17 protein-coding genes are annotated in these 15,629 nt (G+C 50.6%); 5 read left to right on the top strand and 12 right to left on the bottom strand.

Features of this window, described 5'->3' with window-relative positions; all coding sequences use genetic code 11:
• Nucleotides 1-202: 202 nt before the first annotated feature.
• Nucleotides 203-1,954, bottom strand: coding sequence for a uracil-xanthine permease family protein (locus FIM25_RS08705; RefSeq protein ID WP_179953264.1), 1,752 nt, complete (start codon nucleotides 1,952-1,954; stop codon nucleotides 203-205).
• 221 nt (nucleotides 1,955-2,175) lie between these two features.
• Here FIM25_RS08705 and FIM25_RS08700 point away from each other — a divergent pair, with 221 nt between their 5' ends.
• From FIM25_RS08700 to FIM25_RS08685, 4 genes are all read left to right on the top strand, one after another.
• Nucleotides 2,176-3,132 carry an alpha/beta hydrolase gene (locus tag FIM25_RS08700; RefSeq protein ID WP_139448324.1) on the top strand — a complete coding sequence of 319 codons (957 nt, stop codon included), beginning with the start codon at nucleotides 2,176-2,178 and terminating at the stop codon, nucleotides 3,130-3,132.
• Between the two features lie 247 nt (nucleotides 3,133-3,379).
• On the top strand, nucleotides 3,380-3,805 hold the full coding sequence (locus tag FIM25_RS08695; RefSeq protein ID WP_139448322.1) for a hypothetical protein: 426 nt from the start codon (nucleotides 3,380-3,382) through the stop codon (nucleotides 3,803-3,805).
• Between the two features lie 191 nt (nucleotides 3,806-3,996).
• A complete protein-coding gene (locus FIM25_RS08690) occupies nucleotides 3,997-4,347 on the top strand; it encodes a hypothetical protein (protein WP_139448320.1) in 351 nt (116 codons plus the stop codon).
• A gap of 41 nt (nucleotides 4,348-4,388) precedes the next feature.
• Nucleotides 4,389-5,132, top strand: a complete 744-nt coding sequence (locus FIM25_RS08685) for a M15 family metallopeptidase (RefSeq protein WP_139448318.1) — start codon at nucleotides 4,389-4,391, stop codon at nucleotides 5,130-5,132.
• A 51-nt stretch (nucleotides 5,133-5,183) separates the two neighbouring features.
• On the opposite strand, the gene FIM25_RS08680 is transcribed toward FIM25_RS08685, so the two are convergent.
• The gene (locus tag FIM25_RS08680; RefSeq protein ID WP_139448442.1) at nucleotides 5,184-5,579 is read right to left on the bottom strand and encodes a cupin domain-containing protein; all 396 of its coding nucleotides are present in this window, start codon (nucleotides 5,577-5,579) and stop codon (nucleotides 5,184-5,186) included.
• Between the two features lie 86 nt (nucleotides 5,580-5,665).
• Between FIM25_RS08680 and FIM25_RS08675 the strand changes: the two genes are divergently transcribed.
• Complete coding sequence (locus FIM25_RS08675) at nucleotides 5,666-6,094, top strand: cupin domain-containing protein (RefSeq protein ID WP_139448316.1); 429 nt, start codon at nucleotides 5,666-5,668, stop codon at nucleotides 6,092-6,094.
• Nucleotides 6,095-6,319: 225 nt separating this feature from the next.
• Here the strand turns inward: FIM25_RS08675 and guaA are convergent, their stop codons facing one another.
• The 10 genes from guaA to FIM25_RS08625 form a co-directional block, all read right to left on the bottom strand.
• Nucleotides 6,320-7,588, bottom strand: a complete 1,269-nt coding sequence (gene guaA / locus FIM25_RS08670) for a glutamine-hydrolyzing GMP synthase (RefSeq protein ID WP_139448314.1) — start codon at nucleotides 7,586-7,588, stop codon at nucleotides 6,320-6,322.
• A 113-nt stretch (nucleotides 7,589-7,701) separates the two neighbouring features.
• On the bottom strand, nucleotides 7,702-8,481 hold the full coding sequence (rlmB, locus tag FIM25_RS08665) for a 23S rRNA (guanosine(2251)-2'-O)-methyltransferase RlmB (protein WP_246052096.1): 780 nt from the start codon (nucleotides 8,479-8,481) through the stop codon (nucleotides 7,702-7,704).
• Nucleotides 8,478-9,104 (bottom strand): guanylate kinase, encoded by a 627-nt coding sequence (gene gmk, locus FIM25_RS08660; protein ID WP_246052094.1) that lies wholly within the window; start codon nucleotides 9,102-9,104, stop codon nucleotides 8,478-8,480. Before gmk ends, rlmB begins: the two co-directional genes overlap by 4 nt.
• Nucleotides 9,091-9,390, bottom strand: coding sequence for a DUF370 domain-containing protein (locus FIM25_RS08655; RefSeq protein ID WP_139448312.1), 300 nt, complete (start codon nucleotides 9,388-9,390; stop codon nucleotides 9,091-9,093). Before FIM25_RS08655 ends, gmk begins: the two co-directional genes overlap by 14 nt.
• Nucleotides 9,391-9,410: 20 nt before the next feature.
• Entirely contained in the window at nucleotides 9,411-10,298 is an 888-nt protein-coding gene (locus FIM25_RS08650; protein WP_139448310.1) for a YicC/YloC family endoribonuclease, read from the bottom strand.
• Nucleotides 10,299-10,484, bottom strand: a complete 186-nt coding sequence (locus tag FIM25_RS08645) for a Trm112 family protein (RefSeq protein WP_179953263.1) — start codon at nucleotides 10,482-10,484, stop codon at nucleotides 10,299-10,301. It abuts the gene before it with no gap.
• A gap of 32 nt (nucleotides 10,485-10,516) precedes the next feature.
• Nucleotides 10,517-11,248 (bottom strand): 3-oxoacyl-[acyl-carrier-protein] reductase, encoded by a 732-nt coding sequence (gene fabG / locus FIM25_RS08640; RefSeq protein WP_139448308.1) that lies wholly within the window; start codon nucleotides 11,246-11,248, stop codon nucleotides 10,517-10,519.
• Between the two features lie 218 nt (nucleotides 11,249-11,466).
• Nucleotides 11,467-13,053 carry an AAA family ATPase gene (locus FIM25_RS08635; protein ID WP_139448306.1) on the bottom strand — a complete coding sequence of 529 codons (1,587 nt, stop codon included), beginning with the start codon at nucleotides 13,051-13,053 and terminating at the stop codon, nucleotides 11,467-11,469.
• A gap of 149 nt (nucleotides 13,054-13,202) precedes the next feature.
• Nucleotides 13,203-14,501, bottom strand: a complete 1,299-nt coding sequence (gene bioA, locus FIM25_RS08630) for an adenosylmethionine--8-amino-7-oxononanoate transaminase (RefSeq protein ID WP_139448304.1) — start codon at nucleotides 14,499-14,501, stop codon at nucleotides 13,203-13,205.
• A 261-nt stretch (nucleotides 14,502-14,762) separates the two neighbouring features.
• On the bottom strand, nucleotides 14,763-15,629 hold the full coding sequence (locus FIM25_RS08625; protein ID WP_139448302.1) for an SWIM zinc finger family protein: 867 nt from the start codon (nucleotides 15,627-15,629) through the stop codon (nucleotides 14,763-14,765).

Here is a 15,629-nt window from a genome sequence, read left to right as displayed (position 1 = left end):
GAAATGCAACCACTATGCCAGAATAAAAAAACACCCCCTCTACTGGAAAAAAGCATCAAAAAACGCCCTGCCAACCGCCAAAACAGTTGCCATATGCCCATAAAGTTATCGTCTGTCACATAAAGAACATCCCAATGAAAAGAAAACATGCAGACACAAACAAAAAACATGAAGTCTGCTTACAAATTTTTCCAAAAAGCTTTCAGGAAAGCTCAATCACAAAGGAAATATAAGTGTATCCGGAGATATGGATATGCTGCACGTCCTTTGCCATTCTGGAAAGAATCAGAAGGCCAACCCGGTCCAACTCCGCTTCTGTGGCATTGATGCCCGTAAATGGCCGCATGCCCTGATCGATCTCATCCACGGTTTCACCGATAATCACCTCCACAAAAACACCTTCCTCCCAGAGCCGAACAGAAAAAAGACACTTTTTTTCCGATGACTCAGCATATTCTATGAGGTGAGAAAAGGTCTCTTCACAGCAGAGCCGCAGACGCAAAAAAGTCTCATCCCCCATCCTAAAACTGGTTTTCAGCTTCTCAAGCCTCTCTAAAAGTGTCGGCATGGCAGCAGGCGTAGGTGTCAGGTGCAGGGCCATGCCGGGTCTAGGGAAAAGATAGAGCAGAGTACTGAAGAAAATGGCAACAAACCCTCCCATGGCCACCCCGTTCTGCAGAATGGGCGCAAACTCCACGGGCATAATGGAGGGAAAGAAGTTTCGTGTCTCCGCCATCAGTCCCGCACAAAGGGAAATCCCCAGAATGAGGCCCATCTGAAAGGAAAGCCCCGAGCGCATGACCAGCCCGAAGCCCGCATAAAACAGCATGGCGCAGATGGGTACAAGCATACCACCGATCACGGCGGAAGGTGCGTTCAGAAGAAAGGCTGAGACCTTGGGCATGAAGGCCAGCACCAATAGAATCAAAGCTCCCATAAGGCCCACCCGTGCTGAGGTTACACGGGTCATTTTAAGAAGCGGAATATTGTCACAAAAGGTCGCCACCGGTGCGCCTCCGACAAGGCCGGAAAGACCCTTGGCCAGTCCGTCGGCATAAAGTCCGTTCTGAATACGGGTATAATCCACCTTTCTGAAGCCTTTTACGGAAATCTGCTGCAAGAGCATGATATTGCCCGTTCCTTCCATGGCACTGACCAGAGCCGCAATGAAAAAAGCGCCTGCGAGGGGCAGCCATGCCACCTGAAAATCCAGTGCCAGACCCGGCCACCGGGCCTCTGGCAGTCCAAACCATGGCGCATGGCGAACATGCTCTAAGGTAAGAAGCCCCAAAAAAGAGGCCGTAAGACAGCCTGCCCCAATGCCCAGAAGCGGTGTCCAGAGACGAAGCCTGTGGCTGCCGAAAAGCATGAAAATCACAAGAACTCCCATGGTCACAAGCCCCACAAGGTAGTTCTGGGAAGAACCGAAATGCGGCTGGGAAGAGTCGCCCCCCTGCCAGAGTTCAATGGCAATGGGCATGAGGCTTAAGGCCACGAGGAGGATCAGCACCCCGCCTATGGCCGGTGTGACGATGTGGCGCAGAAAACGCAGAAAATAAGAATACAGGAACACCACAGGCGCAGACAAAAGGGTCATGGTGGCAAGGAGCGGCAGGCCTCCCATGTTCACAGCCATGAGGGTGCAGGCGAGAAAGGCAGAATAGGAACCCATGAACAGAACATGACCGCAGCCCAGATTGCCCGGCTTGAAGGCCTGAAGAAAGGTGCCAAAGGCCGCCACGAGCAGGGTGGCAAAGGTGACAAAGGCCACCTGATCCGCAGGTGTCCCGGTGGCCTTGCCGATCATGTTGGGCAGAAAAATAATACCGTCAAAAATAAGGGATACATGGATCAGCCCAAGAAAAAAAGAGAGTGCCCATCCCGGCTCTCCCCCTCCTGACCTGCCATCTTCCCCGCTTTCAAAAAAGCCCTTCATCCTCAATCTCTCTTTCATGCTTTTTGCCATACAGGTTGAAAAAAAATTTCAGGGCATCAATTTGGCAAAAAACACACACCGCCTGAACCTTACCCGCAGATCAATCCTTTTTTCTTCCATGGTTCAGCCTTATCTGATAAGTTTTTTTAAGCTTATCCAACCCCATTACCACAGTTTTTTAAGCCCTGCAAATATCATACTGCAAGCTCCGGGGCCACGGCCAAAGAAAGGAAAACTCCATGAAAAATCCGTCCCCAGCACTGATGCCTTTTCTGGAACAGGTCAGCAAGGCTGCAGAAGCCTTTCTGCAAAGCGGCAGCCAGCCCACCTTTGCCAATGCAAGGGAAGGCCTTGCCATCCTCACCAGAACCTTTGTCACAAAAGCCTGTCCCGTGGCAAAGATAATTGATGCCTCCATTCCCGGTCCCAAATGGGATGTGCCCGTACGTATCTATCATCCGAACCCGGAACAGTCCTTGCCCCTTCTTCTTTTTATCCACGGCGGCGGTCACATGGCAGGAAGCATTGCCGTTTATGACGGTATTGCGAGAAGGCTGGCAAAGGCCTCTTCCCGCATCACCCTTTCCGTTGAATACCGCAGAACTCCGGAATGCCCTTATCCCTCAGGTCTTGAGGATGTAACCCAGGCGGCAAAGGGGGCTTTTAGTCTGCTGGAGAATCTGGGAATAGGCCATGAAAAGAAACTTGCCATTGCAGGAGACAGCGGCGGCGGTGCCCTTGCAGCCAGTCTCAGCCACAGAGCTAGCCATGAACCGGAGCTTTCCATCGAAAAGCAGGTGCTCATTTACCCCAGTCTGGATTACACCCTGTCCATGCCCTCTGTGGAAGAACTGGCAAAGGGTTATCTTCTGGAAAAGGAAAAAATTCTCTGGTATTTTGACCAATATTTTCAAAGTAGCGAAAACCGCAAGGCAGCCTCTCCCCTTTTCATGGAAATTCCACAGGCTTTCCCCCAGACCCTTTTAGTCACCGCAGGGTACTGCCCTTTAAAGGATGAGGGAAAAGCCTATACAGAAAGGCTGAAACAGGCGGGGATTTTTACCATGCACGAAGAATTCGGGGATATGATCCATGCCTTTTTAAATCTTGAAGATCTGGTTCCGGAAGCCTGCGACAGGTTTTACCATCTTGCAGGGGCTTTTCTTAAGGATAAAGCCTCTCAGATGATTCCGTAAAAAGTAAAAATGCCAATTCAGGCCTGAAGTTGGCAGTGCCAAAAATATTGGCATAAACAGGTGTTTTCTGAATGAAGGTTTTTTAAACATCTGAAATAAAAGAGACTATTGAATGGTATACAATATGCAAAACCAAAATATCATCCTGAAATGATCACAGGAATGGCATTGATTTTTTCTGGCTTCATCTTTTTGTAAGTTATCAGGTATTCCGTGACATTACCCACAAATGTAAAGGAGAAAGATCATGAAAAAAATTAAAGTGCTGCTGCTCAACGCTCTTTTGGCTTCTGTCCTGATTTTTATGACAGCACCGGCTTCCCATAGTGCAACGGGCACCTACATTGACTGTATCCATGGCTGCCCCGATCTGACTGCCTGTACCAACTGCTGCAATCAGGTTTTCAGCTCCGTTCTGAGTAGATGCAATGCCAACCGGGATCAATGTGAAGCCCTCTGCCCTCCGGGCAACATGGATTGCTTAGATGAATGCATGATTGCCAGATCCGGTTGTCTTATGCAAGAAAGGCGGAATTTCGACTGCCCGCACTGGGGAGAAAATGGCCGCAATCTGGGTATCGGCAGCGGAGCTGGCGTCTCCGTATTTAGTACTTCAAAGCCTTTATCCTCTTTTCGCTCAGAGTGCAGGGAATGTCATGAAGATGATCGGTAGGTGTCAAGCTGTATGAAGACGGGGACTTTGCAGACTGCAGCTGACGCAAACGTCTGACGCAGGCCCTCCCATGGGCAGAGAAGGGATCTTTCTGCGGAGTCAAAAACCTGCAAATCAAAAAAAGTAAAAAATGGTAAACAAGCGAAGTATTTCAGTATCGCATTCTTATCCTGATTGTGGTGGAGGTTTCCATGAAAAAAATACTTTTTTTTCTTCTCATCTTTCCTTTCATGCTGGCCCCGGCCCAGGCCCGCTGCATCGTCAACCAATCCAGTGCCAGGGTCAAGGTGGATATCAGTTTTATGATGATCGAGCGCATTCAGGAATGGGTGGAAGCGGGAGAGTCACGGTGCATTCCCTACAATTTTTTTGCAGACATGCGGCTTGATGCCGTGGATACCAAAGAATACGGCGTGGCCGTCTCCGGAACCGCCAACTACGGTTTCACCACCAACAAGACCAAAATCACGGTGACAGATAGCAGACGCTGGTCCTCCAATGGCGTGACCTATTTGAATCTGGCCTTTTCCAGAGAAAACTGAAAACCCTTAAGCCCTGTCCCGTAACGATCAGGAGATCCTCAATGAAATGGTTTACTACCCTTCTTTTTTTTCTCTGTTCTGCTACGGCCTTTGCTTCGGAGATCCCGGATTCCTTTGTGGAAATCAGGGAAGTGATTCCGGAAATCCTCATGGACATCCGTTATGTCACGGAGCACAATTTTGCGGGTGCCAAGGTGGATGGATATGAGGCGGCAAAGTGTTACCTCACCCGCAAAGCGGCCCATGCCCTTTCCGGAGTGCAGGACGACCTCAGGCCCTTTGGATTCGGGCTTAAAATTTATGACTGTTACCGACCCCAGCGGGCGGTAAACCATTTTGTTCGATGGGCAGAAGATCTGCATGACACCAAAACCCGCACGGAATTTTACCCCACGGTAGATAAACGCCACCTTTTCCGGGACGGCTACATCGCCCGCCGCTCAGGGCACAGCCGGGGCAGCACCGTGGATCTCACCATTGTGGATCTTTCGCCAGAACCTCAGCCTTCCTTTATTCTGGGAAAAACGGAGCAGAAAGCCTGCTTTCTTCCGGCAGCAGAACGCTTTAAAGACAACGGCCTTGATATGGGAACGGGTTTTGACTGCTTCCACGAGCTTTCTCACCCCGAAAATCCGGCCCTTCCGGAACAGCAGAGGGCCTATCGCCTGATCCTGAAAACCCTCATGGAAAAACATGGCTTTCGGTATTATGATAAGGAGTGGTGGCATTTTACCCTGAAAAACGAGTCTTTTCCTGACACCTATTTTGATTTTGTCGTGAAGTAGAAGCAAGGGGAATGGGTTTGGGACAATTCCGAGAATGATGCATATAGCCAATTATAAAACAGGTGCTATTGTACCATTCCCATCTTCCAGATTCTCATAGGCTTCAGGAAGAAAGCGTGGCGTGCAGAAAACCAGAAAAATCAGATCCTCTTTGCCCAGACAGGTGATGCGCTGGGGGCAATCCGGCGGAATCAGTACCACATCCCCCGGAAAAACCTCCTGAGGCGGCAAGCCCCCCACCTCCATCCGGCCCCTGCCCGAAAGAATGAGATATCGCTCTGCCGTATTTTTCAGCCTGTGGAGCTGGGTGCTGACACCTGCTTCCACCCGCACCCTGGCGATGGAAAGACCGGGATCTGCACTACTGTTGGAAAGCTCCTCAATCCAGCAGCGCTCTTTCGTATAAAATGGCCTGATCTCCCTTGAAGTAAGAATCTGTTCTTTCATAAAATCCTTTATTCTGTGATACAGATCACCGCAGCGCAGATCTTCTACCAATTTTTTCTTCCAACACTGAAAAGGAAATCAGACCCATGAGAACACGTTTCACATCCCTTATTCTGGCAGGTTTCTTTCTCCTTGCCCTAAGCAGCACCGCTTTCTCCAAAGAGGCTGGCGTTGTGGTCAAGGAACTGGCCAAAACCGAAAAAAGCTGGGATGGTGCCCTGCTGCCTGCCTATCCGGATGGTCAGCCGGAAATCCGCATCCTCAGCATTAAAATTCCTGCGGGTCAGAAACTGGCTGTACACAAGCATCCTGTCATAAATGCCGGTGTCCTGCTGTCCGGTCAGCTCAGGGTGCATACGGAAGACGGGCAGGTGCTGGATCTTCATGCAGGAGAAGCCATTGTGGAAGTGGTCAATACCTGGCACTGGGGGGAAAGCGTGGGAGACAGTCCGGCCCATATTATTGTTTTTTATGCAGGAACAGCGGATACCCCCGTCACGGTAATTCAGGACTGATGGCTTAATATTGCCGTGGCAGGTCCGGGAACTGTTTAAGGGCACCCGTAAAGGGTGCCCCTGTAGCACAAGATCGTGAAAAGGTTTCGTAGGGGCGGCTTCGAGAGCCTCAGCCACCAGCCTTCGAGAGCCTCAGAAACCGACCTTCGAGAAGCTCAGTCACCAGCCTTCGAGAAGCTCAGACACCGACCGGAGGAAAGGTCGGTTATACTGAATAATCTGATTTTATTCCCACTCAATGGTTGCCGGTGGCTTGCTGGTGATATCGTAAACCACTCGGTTGACACCCTGAACCTGTACAGCGATTTTCGCAGCCACTTCCGTAAGGAAGGAAATGGGCAGATCCACAACCCCTGCCGTCATAAAATCTGTGGTCAGAACCGCGCGCAGGGCAATCACATAGCCGTAGGTCCGCTCATCATCGGTTACACCCACGGACTGCACATTGGTGAGTACGGCAAAGAACTGACTGGCCTGATCCCCATAGCCTTTTTCATCCATGGCAGCCCGGAAAATGGCATCTGCTTCCCTCAGAATTTGCAGTTTCTCACGGGTCAGTTCACCAAGGCAGCGCACGGCAAGGCCTGGACCGGGAAAGGGCTGACGCCTTGTAATCACAGGCGGAATGCCCATGGCCTCCCCTACCTTGCGGACTTCATCTTTGAAAAGGTATTTAACCGGCTCAAGGATTCCTTTAAAATCAATGCGCTCAGGAAGTCCACCAACATTATGATGGGCTTTGACGGACTTGCCGCCATCCCAGCCGCTTTCAATGATGTCCGGATAGATGGTGCCCTGAACAAAGTAGTCCAGCTCACCCAGCTTGCGGGCCTCCTCCTCAAAAACGCGGATGAATTCCTCGCCTATGATTTTTCTCTTTATCTCAGGATCTGTAATGCCCTTAAGCTTTTCAAGAAAGCGATCTTCCGCATTCACGGAAACAAGATTCATGCCGAACTGCCCGCTGAAGACTTCTTCGATCTGCCGGGGTTCATCCTTTCGCATGCATCCATGATCCACAAATACACAGGTCAGCTGACTGCCCACGGCACGGTGAAGCAGGGCTGCGCATACTGAAGAATCCACACCGCCGGACATGGCCAGAAGAACCTTTTTATCCTGAATAAGGTCTTTTAAATCTGCTACGGTTTCTTCAATAAAGGCTTCCGTGGTCCAGTCCTGACCCATTTTGCACTCTTTTACGAGAAATGCCTTCAGGTCTGCCTCTTCCCAGGGAGAGGTTTTCATATCCAGCACCGGAAGATTCAGTGCTGCGGTTTCAGGGGGAAGCTCCCGTCCAAGGGTGCGCTCTCCACAGGCCTCTCCCCGCTGGAGAATCAGGGCTTTAGGCTGAAGTGCCAGAATGCGGTCTGCCGTTGCGGTATAGGGCAGCACCTCGCAATAAATGTTGAGCTGACGCACAGCCTTGGCAAGCATCTGGGCATTGATGGCCCCGAAATCCAGTATCACAACGCAATCATGTTTATCTGCCATTTTAAAAAAAATCCTCCGGGATCTTATCCTTTTCGTCTCCTGTGCCTGCCCTGTCTTTTCATTTATGGCGTTGGAGCTGGTCGTGGGTGTTGTCGTTAAGGTCGTTAAAAACTTTAAAAATGATTCCGCCTGATTTCGTATATGGCCAGGGCAGCCGCAACAGATGCGTTGAGGGAACTCACCGGCCCGCTCTGGGGAATGGCCACCATGATATCACAATGTCTGCGGACCAGAGGACGCACGCCCCGGTCTTCACCACCCACCACTAAAACCATAGGTCCGTCAAGCCTTGCCTGATGCAAAGGAGTGCCATCGGCATCAAGACCCGCTACCCAAAAGCCCTTCTCCTTTGACTCTTCCAGAAATCTTGAAATATTAACCACCTGTAGCAGTGGAAGATGTTCTAAAGCTCCAGCCGAAGCCTTGATGGCAGCAGGAGTCGGCCCTGCGGAGCGATCCTTTGGAATCACAAGACCACTGGCCCCAAGACAAAGAGCCGTTCTAGCAATGGCTCCGAGATTGCCCGGATCCTCCACACCGTCCGCCACCACCACCAGTGGGGGATGGATGGTATCCGAAAAGCTGGCCATATCCCTGAACACAAAAGGAGAAGCCTTAAGCACAACACCCTGATGCACGCCACCGGGAACCATGGCTGTAAGCTGTGCCGGTGTGCAGCCCGTGGGGCTCAGGCCACAAAGCGCAGCAAGGCTTATGATTTCACTGAATCTTGTATTTTCAGGATCCGAAAGATACAGGGTATGAAAGGAGCGCCTGTTGGCCCTTAGGGCCTCTGTCACGGGATGAATGCCAAAAAGATCTTCATGGGTTGCTTTTTTGACTGGATTCTGGCCCCGTTTGCCTGCTTTACTGGTATTTATTTTATTATTCACTTATAATCCGTTTGTTCCGGGTCTTCACCCTTCATGCAGGCTTCCACAATAAAAATCAGGGCTTTTTTTGCCCTTTCGAGATCATCATTCACAATGCGGTAACGATAATCACCTCTGCAGGCCATTTCTCTGGTAGCATCAGCCATACGCCGTTCCATGGCCTCGGGCTTATCGGTCCCCCGGCTTACAAGCCTCTCCCTGAGGGCATCCATGGAAGGCGGCAGGATGAATATGGTCACGGTTTCAGGAAAACGCTCTACGATCTGCCGCATTCCCTGCACATCTATTTCCAGAAGAAGATCCCGGCCCGAAGCCAGTATCTCTTCCATGGTAAAGGCAGATGTACCGTAATAATTTCCGTAAACCTCAGCCCATTCCACCCAGCGGTTCTCTTCTATGCCTTTCCTGAACTCATCCACGGAAATGAAATGATAATCCTTACCTTCCACTTCTCCGGCCCTGGGAGCACGGGTGGTGTAGGATACGGAATAGCAGAGTTCTGGAAAACGATTTTTCAAGGCTTCACAGAGGGTGGTTTTGCCGGTTCCTGAAGGCGCAGAAATCTCAAAAAGCCGTCCCCTTCTGCCGGTTTCACCGGATTTTTTTTCTTCAGTTTGCATCATCCTCATTCTCTTTCAGCGCAGAATAGCGCTGGGAGATGGTTTCCGACTGAATGGCGGAAAGCACCACATGGTTGGAGTCCATAATTATAATGGACCGGGTTCTTCTGCCATGGGTGGCATCCACCAGCTTTTTGTCTTCCCTGGCTTCGTCCTTCAATCGTTTCATGGGTGCAGAATTGGGAGAAACAATGGCCACAACCCGGTCCGCCACCACACTGCTGCCAAAACCAATACTCAGAAGGCTTTGTTCCGACTTATGCCTGCCGACCTTTGGGGAATTTGCCATGACCTGCCTTTCCTCAAGAACTATTCTATATTTTGTACCTGCTCCCGAAGTTTCTCCAGCTCCGCCTTCACAGCCACAACCCTGTGTGCCACACGGCTGTCTCCTGCCTTGGAACCCATGGTATTGAATTCTCTGTTGAATTCCTGCAGCAGAAAATTCAGTTTGCGGCCACCCGGCTCAGGACTATCCATGATTTCCCGGAAATGGGCAATATGGCTTCTGGCACGCACGACTTCTTCGGAAATATCACTGCGATCTGCTAATATGGCAACTTCCTGAAGCAAACGACCGGAATCAACTTCAAGCCCCGCATCCTGCAGCAGCAGGCTTACCCTTTCCATCAGACGGTTACGGTACAAGGGCACCAGATCTTCGGAAGCCTTTTCAATGGCATTCACTTCTTCCTCAATCCAGTCCAGCCGACGCCGGAAATCTTCTGCCAGATAACGACCTTCCGTAGAACGCATGGTATCAATGGAAACCAGTGCTTCTTTTACAGCAGCTTCCACCACGGGGAAAATACTTTCCAGATCCGTTGTTTTTTCAGCAGCCTTCAGAATACCTGAACCGGACTGCATTAAAAGATCCAGTGTTACTTCTCCGGGAATATTCAGGGTACGCCCCAGGCTTTCAAGGGCGGTTTTGCAGGATGCGGCCCTTGCCATATCAACTTCAAAGGCATCCATATCCTGCTGCAGGTTTGTTATCTGAAGTCTCAGCTCCACACGACCCCTTGCAAGGGATGTGGCAAGGATGCTTTTGATGCGTTCTTCCAGACCGTTCATACCGGAAGGAACCCGCACAAGGGGATCCAGATGCCTGCTGTTGTATGTACGGATTTCCACATCCGCCGTCACTTCCCCTTCGCTGCGGGAAGCTCTGGCATAGGCTGTCATGCTTTTAATCATTCAGGCCCCGCTTTCAGTAGCAAGGCTGCGGGCAGCATCGGGAAGCATCACGGGAATACCGTCACGGATTTCATAGGCTACGGCACAGGCCCCACACACAAGCTCCTGAGCCTGTTCATTTTCCAGCACTTCACCCCGGCAACGGGGACAGGCCAGCACTTCCAGCAATTCAGGGTTCAATCCCATTTTTTTCACCTTTCAGATAAAACACATATTCTTCAGTACAGCCCACCATTCACACCAATCACCTGACCCGTTATATAGGAAGCCTCCGGAGATGCAAGAAATGTCACCAGAGAAGCCACTTCCTCTACCCTGCCGGGACGGCCTGCGGGAATTTCCTTTGCAAGGGCTTCCATATCCAGATCTTCGGTCATATCCGTAGAAATGAAACCCGGAGCCACCACATTCACCGTGATATTCCGGCTGGCAAGCTCCCGGGCGAGGGCCTTGCTGGCTCCCATCAGTCCGGCCTTGGAAGCCGAATAATTCACCTGACCTGCAACTCCGGCCTGACCTGAAGTTGAGCCTATGGAAATTATCCGGCCATAACGCTGGCGAAGCATCTGCCTTGAAACGGGGCGTGTAAGATAAAAAAAGCTGTCCAGATTGGTACGCATCACCTCTTCCCAGGCCTCGTTTTTCATGCGCACCATCAGACCGTCCTTACGCATACCCGCATTGTTAACCAGCACATCCAGACGTCCCTTTTCCTTGATCAGGGCATCCATGGTATTCTCACAGGCAGCAGAATCTGTGACATCAAGCTGCACCAGCTCACCGTCTCCCCCCTGACTGCGTATGTCTTCAAGGGCCTCTTCTGCACCGGTGCGGCTTGATCTGTAAGCAAGACAGACAAAAAAACCCTTTTCCCCCAGCATCCGGGCAACGGCCTTCCCTATACCCTTTCCTGCACCTGTAACCAAAGCAACTGCTTTATCTTTTTCCATATCACGCCTCCTCCTGCGTTAAAAAACCCTTTTACCCCAAAGACCCGAAACCCGCAAGGCACTCTCATCCTGCTTTTTTTAAAAGAGATTGATATCCGGCTTTTTCCAAGGGCCTTATAAAAAATCCTCCGTGCTGCCGTAAAGGGCAAAGACACGGAGGAAAGGATTGTGAAAAAAGAAAAAAATGGACCCCGGCACCATTGGTTCAATGGAAATATTCACTGCCTGTCTTCCACCTTCCACTCCCCAATCTCGCCCGTATCAGAGTTAAAAGCCACGCCAACAAGGGTAAGGGCCTTGGAAGTTCTCAGATATTTTTGGAAATATTCCCTGTCTTTTATCTGCTTCATGGCGGCTTCGGCATCCATGTTCAGCTTGAACTCAAAAATGTAGATGCGGTCTTTGGTTTCCACCACTGCATCCATGCGGCCCTTGTTGCTGTTTTCCTCCACACGGATGCGATAGCCAAGTAAGGTGAAAAGAATGTAAAAAATGGTCTGATAATATTTTTCATGTTTCAGCCGGATGCTGTAATCCACCTGCGCATAGAAGACATTCAGGATCTCAAAAACCTCTTCAAGGTCATGGGCCTTCAATGCCTGAATCAGTTGATCCAGAAGGCTCGGCACCTGGGCTTCCGGTACGGGCGTGAAATACCCGGAGAGTTTTTTGACAAAGGCAAAACGCACCTCATCATTGGGATAGCCAAGGGTAAAAAGCTCACTTTCCGGATCATAATCCAGAATGGTGAGGTACCCGGTCTGAAACAGAAGAGGCTCCACCTTCAGACATTCTATTTCATAGCTTGAAAAGGAATCGGCCATGAGCCTCATACCGTCCAGATCCTTCACACCAGGGGCAGGCTTTTTTGCGCCTTCTGTCTTTTCTTCTTCTTCTTTGAGAAGTTTCAAAAGAAAGGTGGGAGTTCCGGTCTCAAACCAATGATGCCTGAAATTACCCTGATCCATGGCCTTGATAAAGGAAACTGGATTATAGACGGACACGGGCTTTTCACTGAAACGCAGGCCGTTATAGGTTTTTCTCAGTTTTTCCAGATAATCTTTTCTGCCCATGCCGTTTTTTACGGCATTTTCATCAATCCATTCTGCAAAATACCCTTCGCACTCTTCCTGGGTAAAACCGCAGAGGGTAGCATACTCCGGCATCATGGTGATGTCATCGAGGTGGTTCAGATCCGAAAAAATAGAGACATGGGTGAACTTGCTCACGCCAGTGATGAAGGAAAATCGGATGTGATCCTCCATAGCCTTGATCATGCCGTAAAACTGTTTCAGGAGGGTACGAATCTTCAGCACTTCAGCCTTATCCAGAATATTGTCGAGGATGGGCTTGTCGTACTCGTCAATGAGGATAACCACTTTATCAGAGCCAGCACTTAAAATCTGAATGAGTTCCCTGAATTTTGCAGCAGGGCGTTCAGCCCTGAGACGGAGTCCTTCTTTTTCTGCCAGCCAGTCCAGCTCCATGGCCAGATTTTCCTCAAACTCCGCACAGGAAGAAGCACTCACCTTGTTCATGACCAGCCGGATAACGGGATAGACTTTCCAGTCATAGGGCTGATCAAAAATGTACAGTCCTTTGAACAGCTCCTTTTTCCCCAGGAACACGGATTCCAGCGTGGAGAGGGTCAGGGATTTGCCGAATCTTCTCGGCCGGGACAGAAAAAACTGACCATCCATCTTGCTGACCATGCGGAAAATATCAGCTGTCTTATCAACATACATCCCGTTTTCTTTAATAATTGTATGAAAAGTATAAACGGAAGTACTGAGTTTTTTACGCATAAGGTTATTTCCATTTTTTTCAGGATTATTTATCTGGAGTCGCCACAAAACTCCCGGCTTCGGCCATGGTTAGGCTAAGGCAAAAGCCCGTCTCCCAGAGAATAAAGATACGAAAAAAATCCAGAACTCCCTGCCCCATGAAACCGAAACTACAAACCATCCACAACGGCTGCAATGGTTTCATAAATCAGGGCAAGTTCTTCCCTTGTCGTGCAATAGGGCGGCAGAATATAAATCACATTACCAAGGGGTCTCAGCAATACCCCCGCATCCAGAAAAGCTTTACGCAGCAAAGGCCCGGAAGCATCAAAATACCCACCACTGCCATCGGAAATCAGTTCCATGGCTGCAATGGTGCCCATGACCCGGAACCGGCTGATACGGGGATGATTTTTCACAGCTTCTCCCAGCTCCCGGTGCCAGTTTTCAAATTTTCGGAAAGGTTCTTCCTCCATTAGCTTCAGGGAGGCAAGACCGGCTGCACATGCCAGAGGATTGGCCGTATAGGAATGGCCATGCCAGAAGGTTCGTGAAGGATCGTCTCCCAGAAATGCGTCCTGAACCTTTTGGGTTGTCACCGTTGCTCCAAGCGGCAGAAATCCACCCGTAATTCCCTTGGAAAGGCATACTATATCCGGAAAAGTTTTTGCCTTCACACAGGCAAACCATTCACCCGTCCGGCCAAAACCTGTCATCACCTCATCATAGATTACAAGAAGCCCCGCTGCCTTCATGCGATTCTGAACACCCTGAAGAAACTCCGGCCTGCAAAACCGCATGCCCCCTGCGCCCTGAATCAAAGGCTCCATAATAAGCCCGGCAAAGGTATCCCCATGGTTTTCCAAGGCCTCATCCAGTGCCTTCAGAGCTGTGGCTTCTTTAAATTCCACATCTTCATCATCATCCCAGGTTGAAGGCCATGGAAGATAAGTAACATCAAACATCAGGGGCCTGAAGGGATCGGAAAATCCGCTGGATCTGTCGCCCACACTCATGGCACCCAGGGTATCCCCGTGATAAGCCCCTTCAAAGGCAAGAAAACGGGTGCGCCCTGTTTCTCCCTGATTCCACCAGTACTGCACCGCCATTTTCAAAGCCACCTCCACGGCGGTGGAGCCGTCATCGGAATAGAACATCTGGCAGAGGTATTCGGGCAGATGGGACAATACCCCTTGGGCCAGGGCTTCGGCAGGGCCATGGGTGAGTCCTGCTGGAATCACCTGCTCAAGGGTTAAAGCCTGATGATAAATGGCTTCGGCAATTTCCCTTTTTCCATGGCCGTGCAGATTCACCCACCAGCTGGAAATACCGTCAAGAAGCCTGCTGCCATCTTCAAGGACAAGCCAGCTTCCCTGACCTGAGGCCACACGCAAAGGATTTTTTGCAGCTTCAATGGGGGTGAAGGGCATCCAGAAGGCGGAAGCCCTGTCTTTTTGATCCGTTTTCATGTTTCCCGTACTCCTTTAAAATCCATGGCTTATACAAGCTTATACTCTGCACGGTCATTTTTGAAACAAAGTGATGAACATCGTGGTTGTTTATACTCCAAGCGGTCAACCGTGAAACATTAATGGGTTTTCTGTAGGGGCAACCCCCTGTGGTTGCCCAAAACCAGGGCAGGCACGGGGGCCTGCCCCTACAATATCGTTTCAAGATTGCCCCATGTATCAAGAATGACCATGCGGAGTATAGTACTTTCTGCCCTTTTTTTACCTTTCCCCATCCTCCCCCATCCCCCCTGCACACAGATCAAGGCCCGCAGCTGCAGCCTTTCCATATACAGACTGCATAAGGGGAAAAAAGGCCCGGCTGGATCGCCAGAAGGGTGGTCTGCCCAGTCTTCGGATAAAGGCCTCCGGCATGCTGGCATCTGCCACAGGCACAAGGCCCGTATATTGCCTGTCTTCACCCCAGAAGATCGGGGCCTCCGACTTCAGGGGCTGGGCTTCCGCCTTTTCCGACTCTGGGGCTTCCCCCCTCTCCGGAGATAATCCCAGCAGGCCAACAAAGGCTTCCCGTTCCATCCCTCGGAGTTGAAACAGAAGAAAGGGATTCTGATCTAGGGCCTCTGCCACAAGGTAATACACAGCAGCAATGTGCTTGCAGGGATCTGACCAGTCCGGGCAGGAGCAGTTTGTTTCAAGGTCTTTGTTTTTCTCGGGAAAAAAAGGTACAGAAACCCTTTGGGCGATGGCCTCCATTTCTTCGGGCATCTCTCCTGCAATGAGCCTGGCCGCCACAAGGGGGGCTTCCATCAGTGCATGGGCCACCTTCTTCCATTCAGTTTTTTGTAGGGTTCTCAGTTTGATACTGACCATATAGGGAGTGCGGGCTGATCCCTGCACCCTGGCCCGAATTTCACCGGGAAGAATCTCCAGACTGGAAACCTGCCCCTTACGGGCATAGCTCCTTCCCCTTGCCATGCGGGTACTGCCGCCAATGGCCTCCAGCACAGCGATCCAGCGCCTTCCCCACCATTTCGATGCCATGGCACCTTTCTGGGAACCCGCACGGATACCGTCTTTCACTTCCCTTGGCCTTGTGGCCGAAAAACCGGAATTCCAGTACCTGCTCAT

This window comes from Desulfobotulus mexicanus (assembly GCF_006175995.1).
Taxonomy (GTDB): Bacteria; Desulfobacterota; Desulfobacteria; order Desulfobacterales; family ASO4-4; genus Desulfobotulus; species Desulfobotulus mexicanus.
The sequence above is the reverse complement of the archived record's forward strand: the minus strand, read 5'-3'. Positions and strand labels throughout refer to the sequence as shown.

What these genes read in the sequence shown, in the direction of transcription:
- FIM25_RS08705 (WP_179953264.1), bottom strand. Translation starts at nt 1,954, where the DNA reads ATGAAAGAGAGATTGAGGATGAAGGGCTTTTTTGAAAGCGGGGAAGAT.
- FIM25_RS08700 (WP_139448324.1), top strand. Translation starts at nt 2,176, where the DNA reads ATGAAAAATCCGTCCCCAGCACTGATGCCTTTTCTGGAACAGGTCAGC.
- FIM25_RS08695 (WP_139448322.1), top strand. Translation starts at nt 3,380, where the DNA reads ATGAAAAAAATTAAAGTGCTGCTGCTCAACGCTCTTTTGGCTTCTGTC.
- FIM25_RS08690 (WP_139448320.1), top strand. Translation starts at nt 3,997, where the DNA reads ATGAAAAAAATACTTTTTTTTCTTCTCATCTTTCCTTTCATGCTGGCC.
- FIM25_RS08685 (WP_139448318.1), top strand. Translation starts at nt 4,389, where the DNA reads ATGAAATGGTTTACTACCCTTCTTTTTTTTCTCTGTTCTGCTACGGCC.
- FIM25_RS08680 (WP_139448442.1), bottom strand. Translation starts at nt 5,579, where the DNA reads ATGAAAGAACAGATTCTTACTTCAAGGGAGATCAGGCCATTTTATACG.
- FIM25_RS08675 (WP_139448316.1), top strand. Translation starts at nt 5,666, where the DNA reads ATGAGAACACGTTTCACATCCCTTATTCTGGCAGGTTTCTTTCTCCTT.
- guaA (WP_139448314.1), bottom strand. Translation starts at nt 7,588, where the DNA reads ATGGCAGATAAACATGATTGCGTTGTGATACTGGATTTCGGGGCCATC.
- gmk (WP_246052094.1), bottom strand. Translation starts at nt 9,104, where the DNA reads ATGATGCAAACTGAAGAAAAAAAATCCGGTGAAACCGGCAGAAGGGGA.
- FIM25_RS08655 (WP_139448312.1), bottom strand. Translation starts at nt 9,390, where the DNA reads ATGGCAAATTCCCCAAAGGTCGGCAGGCATAAGTCGGAACAAAGCCTT.
- FIM25_RS08650 (WP_139448310.1), bottom strand. Translation starts at nt 10,298, where the DNA reads ATGATTAAAAGCATGACAGCCTATGCCAGAGCTTCCCGCAGCGAAGGG.
- FIM25_RS08645 (WP_179953263.1), bottom strand. Translation starts at nt 10,484, where the DNA reads ATGGGATTGAACCCTGAATTGCTGGAAGTGCTGGCCTGTCCCCGTTGC.
- fabG (WP_139448308.1), bottom strand. Translation starts at nt 11,248, where the DNA reads ATGGAAAAAGATAAAGCAGTTGCTTTGGTTACAGGTGCAGGAAAGGGT.
- FIM25_RS08635 (WP_139448306.1), bottom strand. Translation starts at nt 13,053, where the DNA reads ATGCGTAAAAAACTCAGTACTTCCGTTTATACTTTTCATACAATTATT.
- bioA (WP_139448304.1), bottom strand. Translation starts at nt 14,501, where the DNA reads ATGAAAACGGATCAAAAAGACAGGGCTTCCGCCTTCTGGATGCCCTTC.
- FIM25_RS08625 (WP_139448302.1), bottom strand. Translation starts at nt 15,629, where the DNA reads ATGAGCAGGTACTGGAATTCCGGTTTTTCGGCCACAAGGCCAAGGGAA.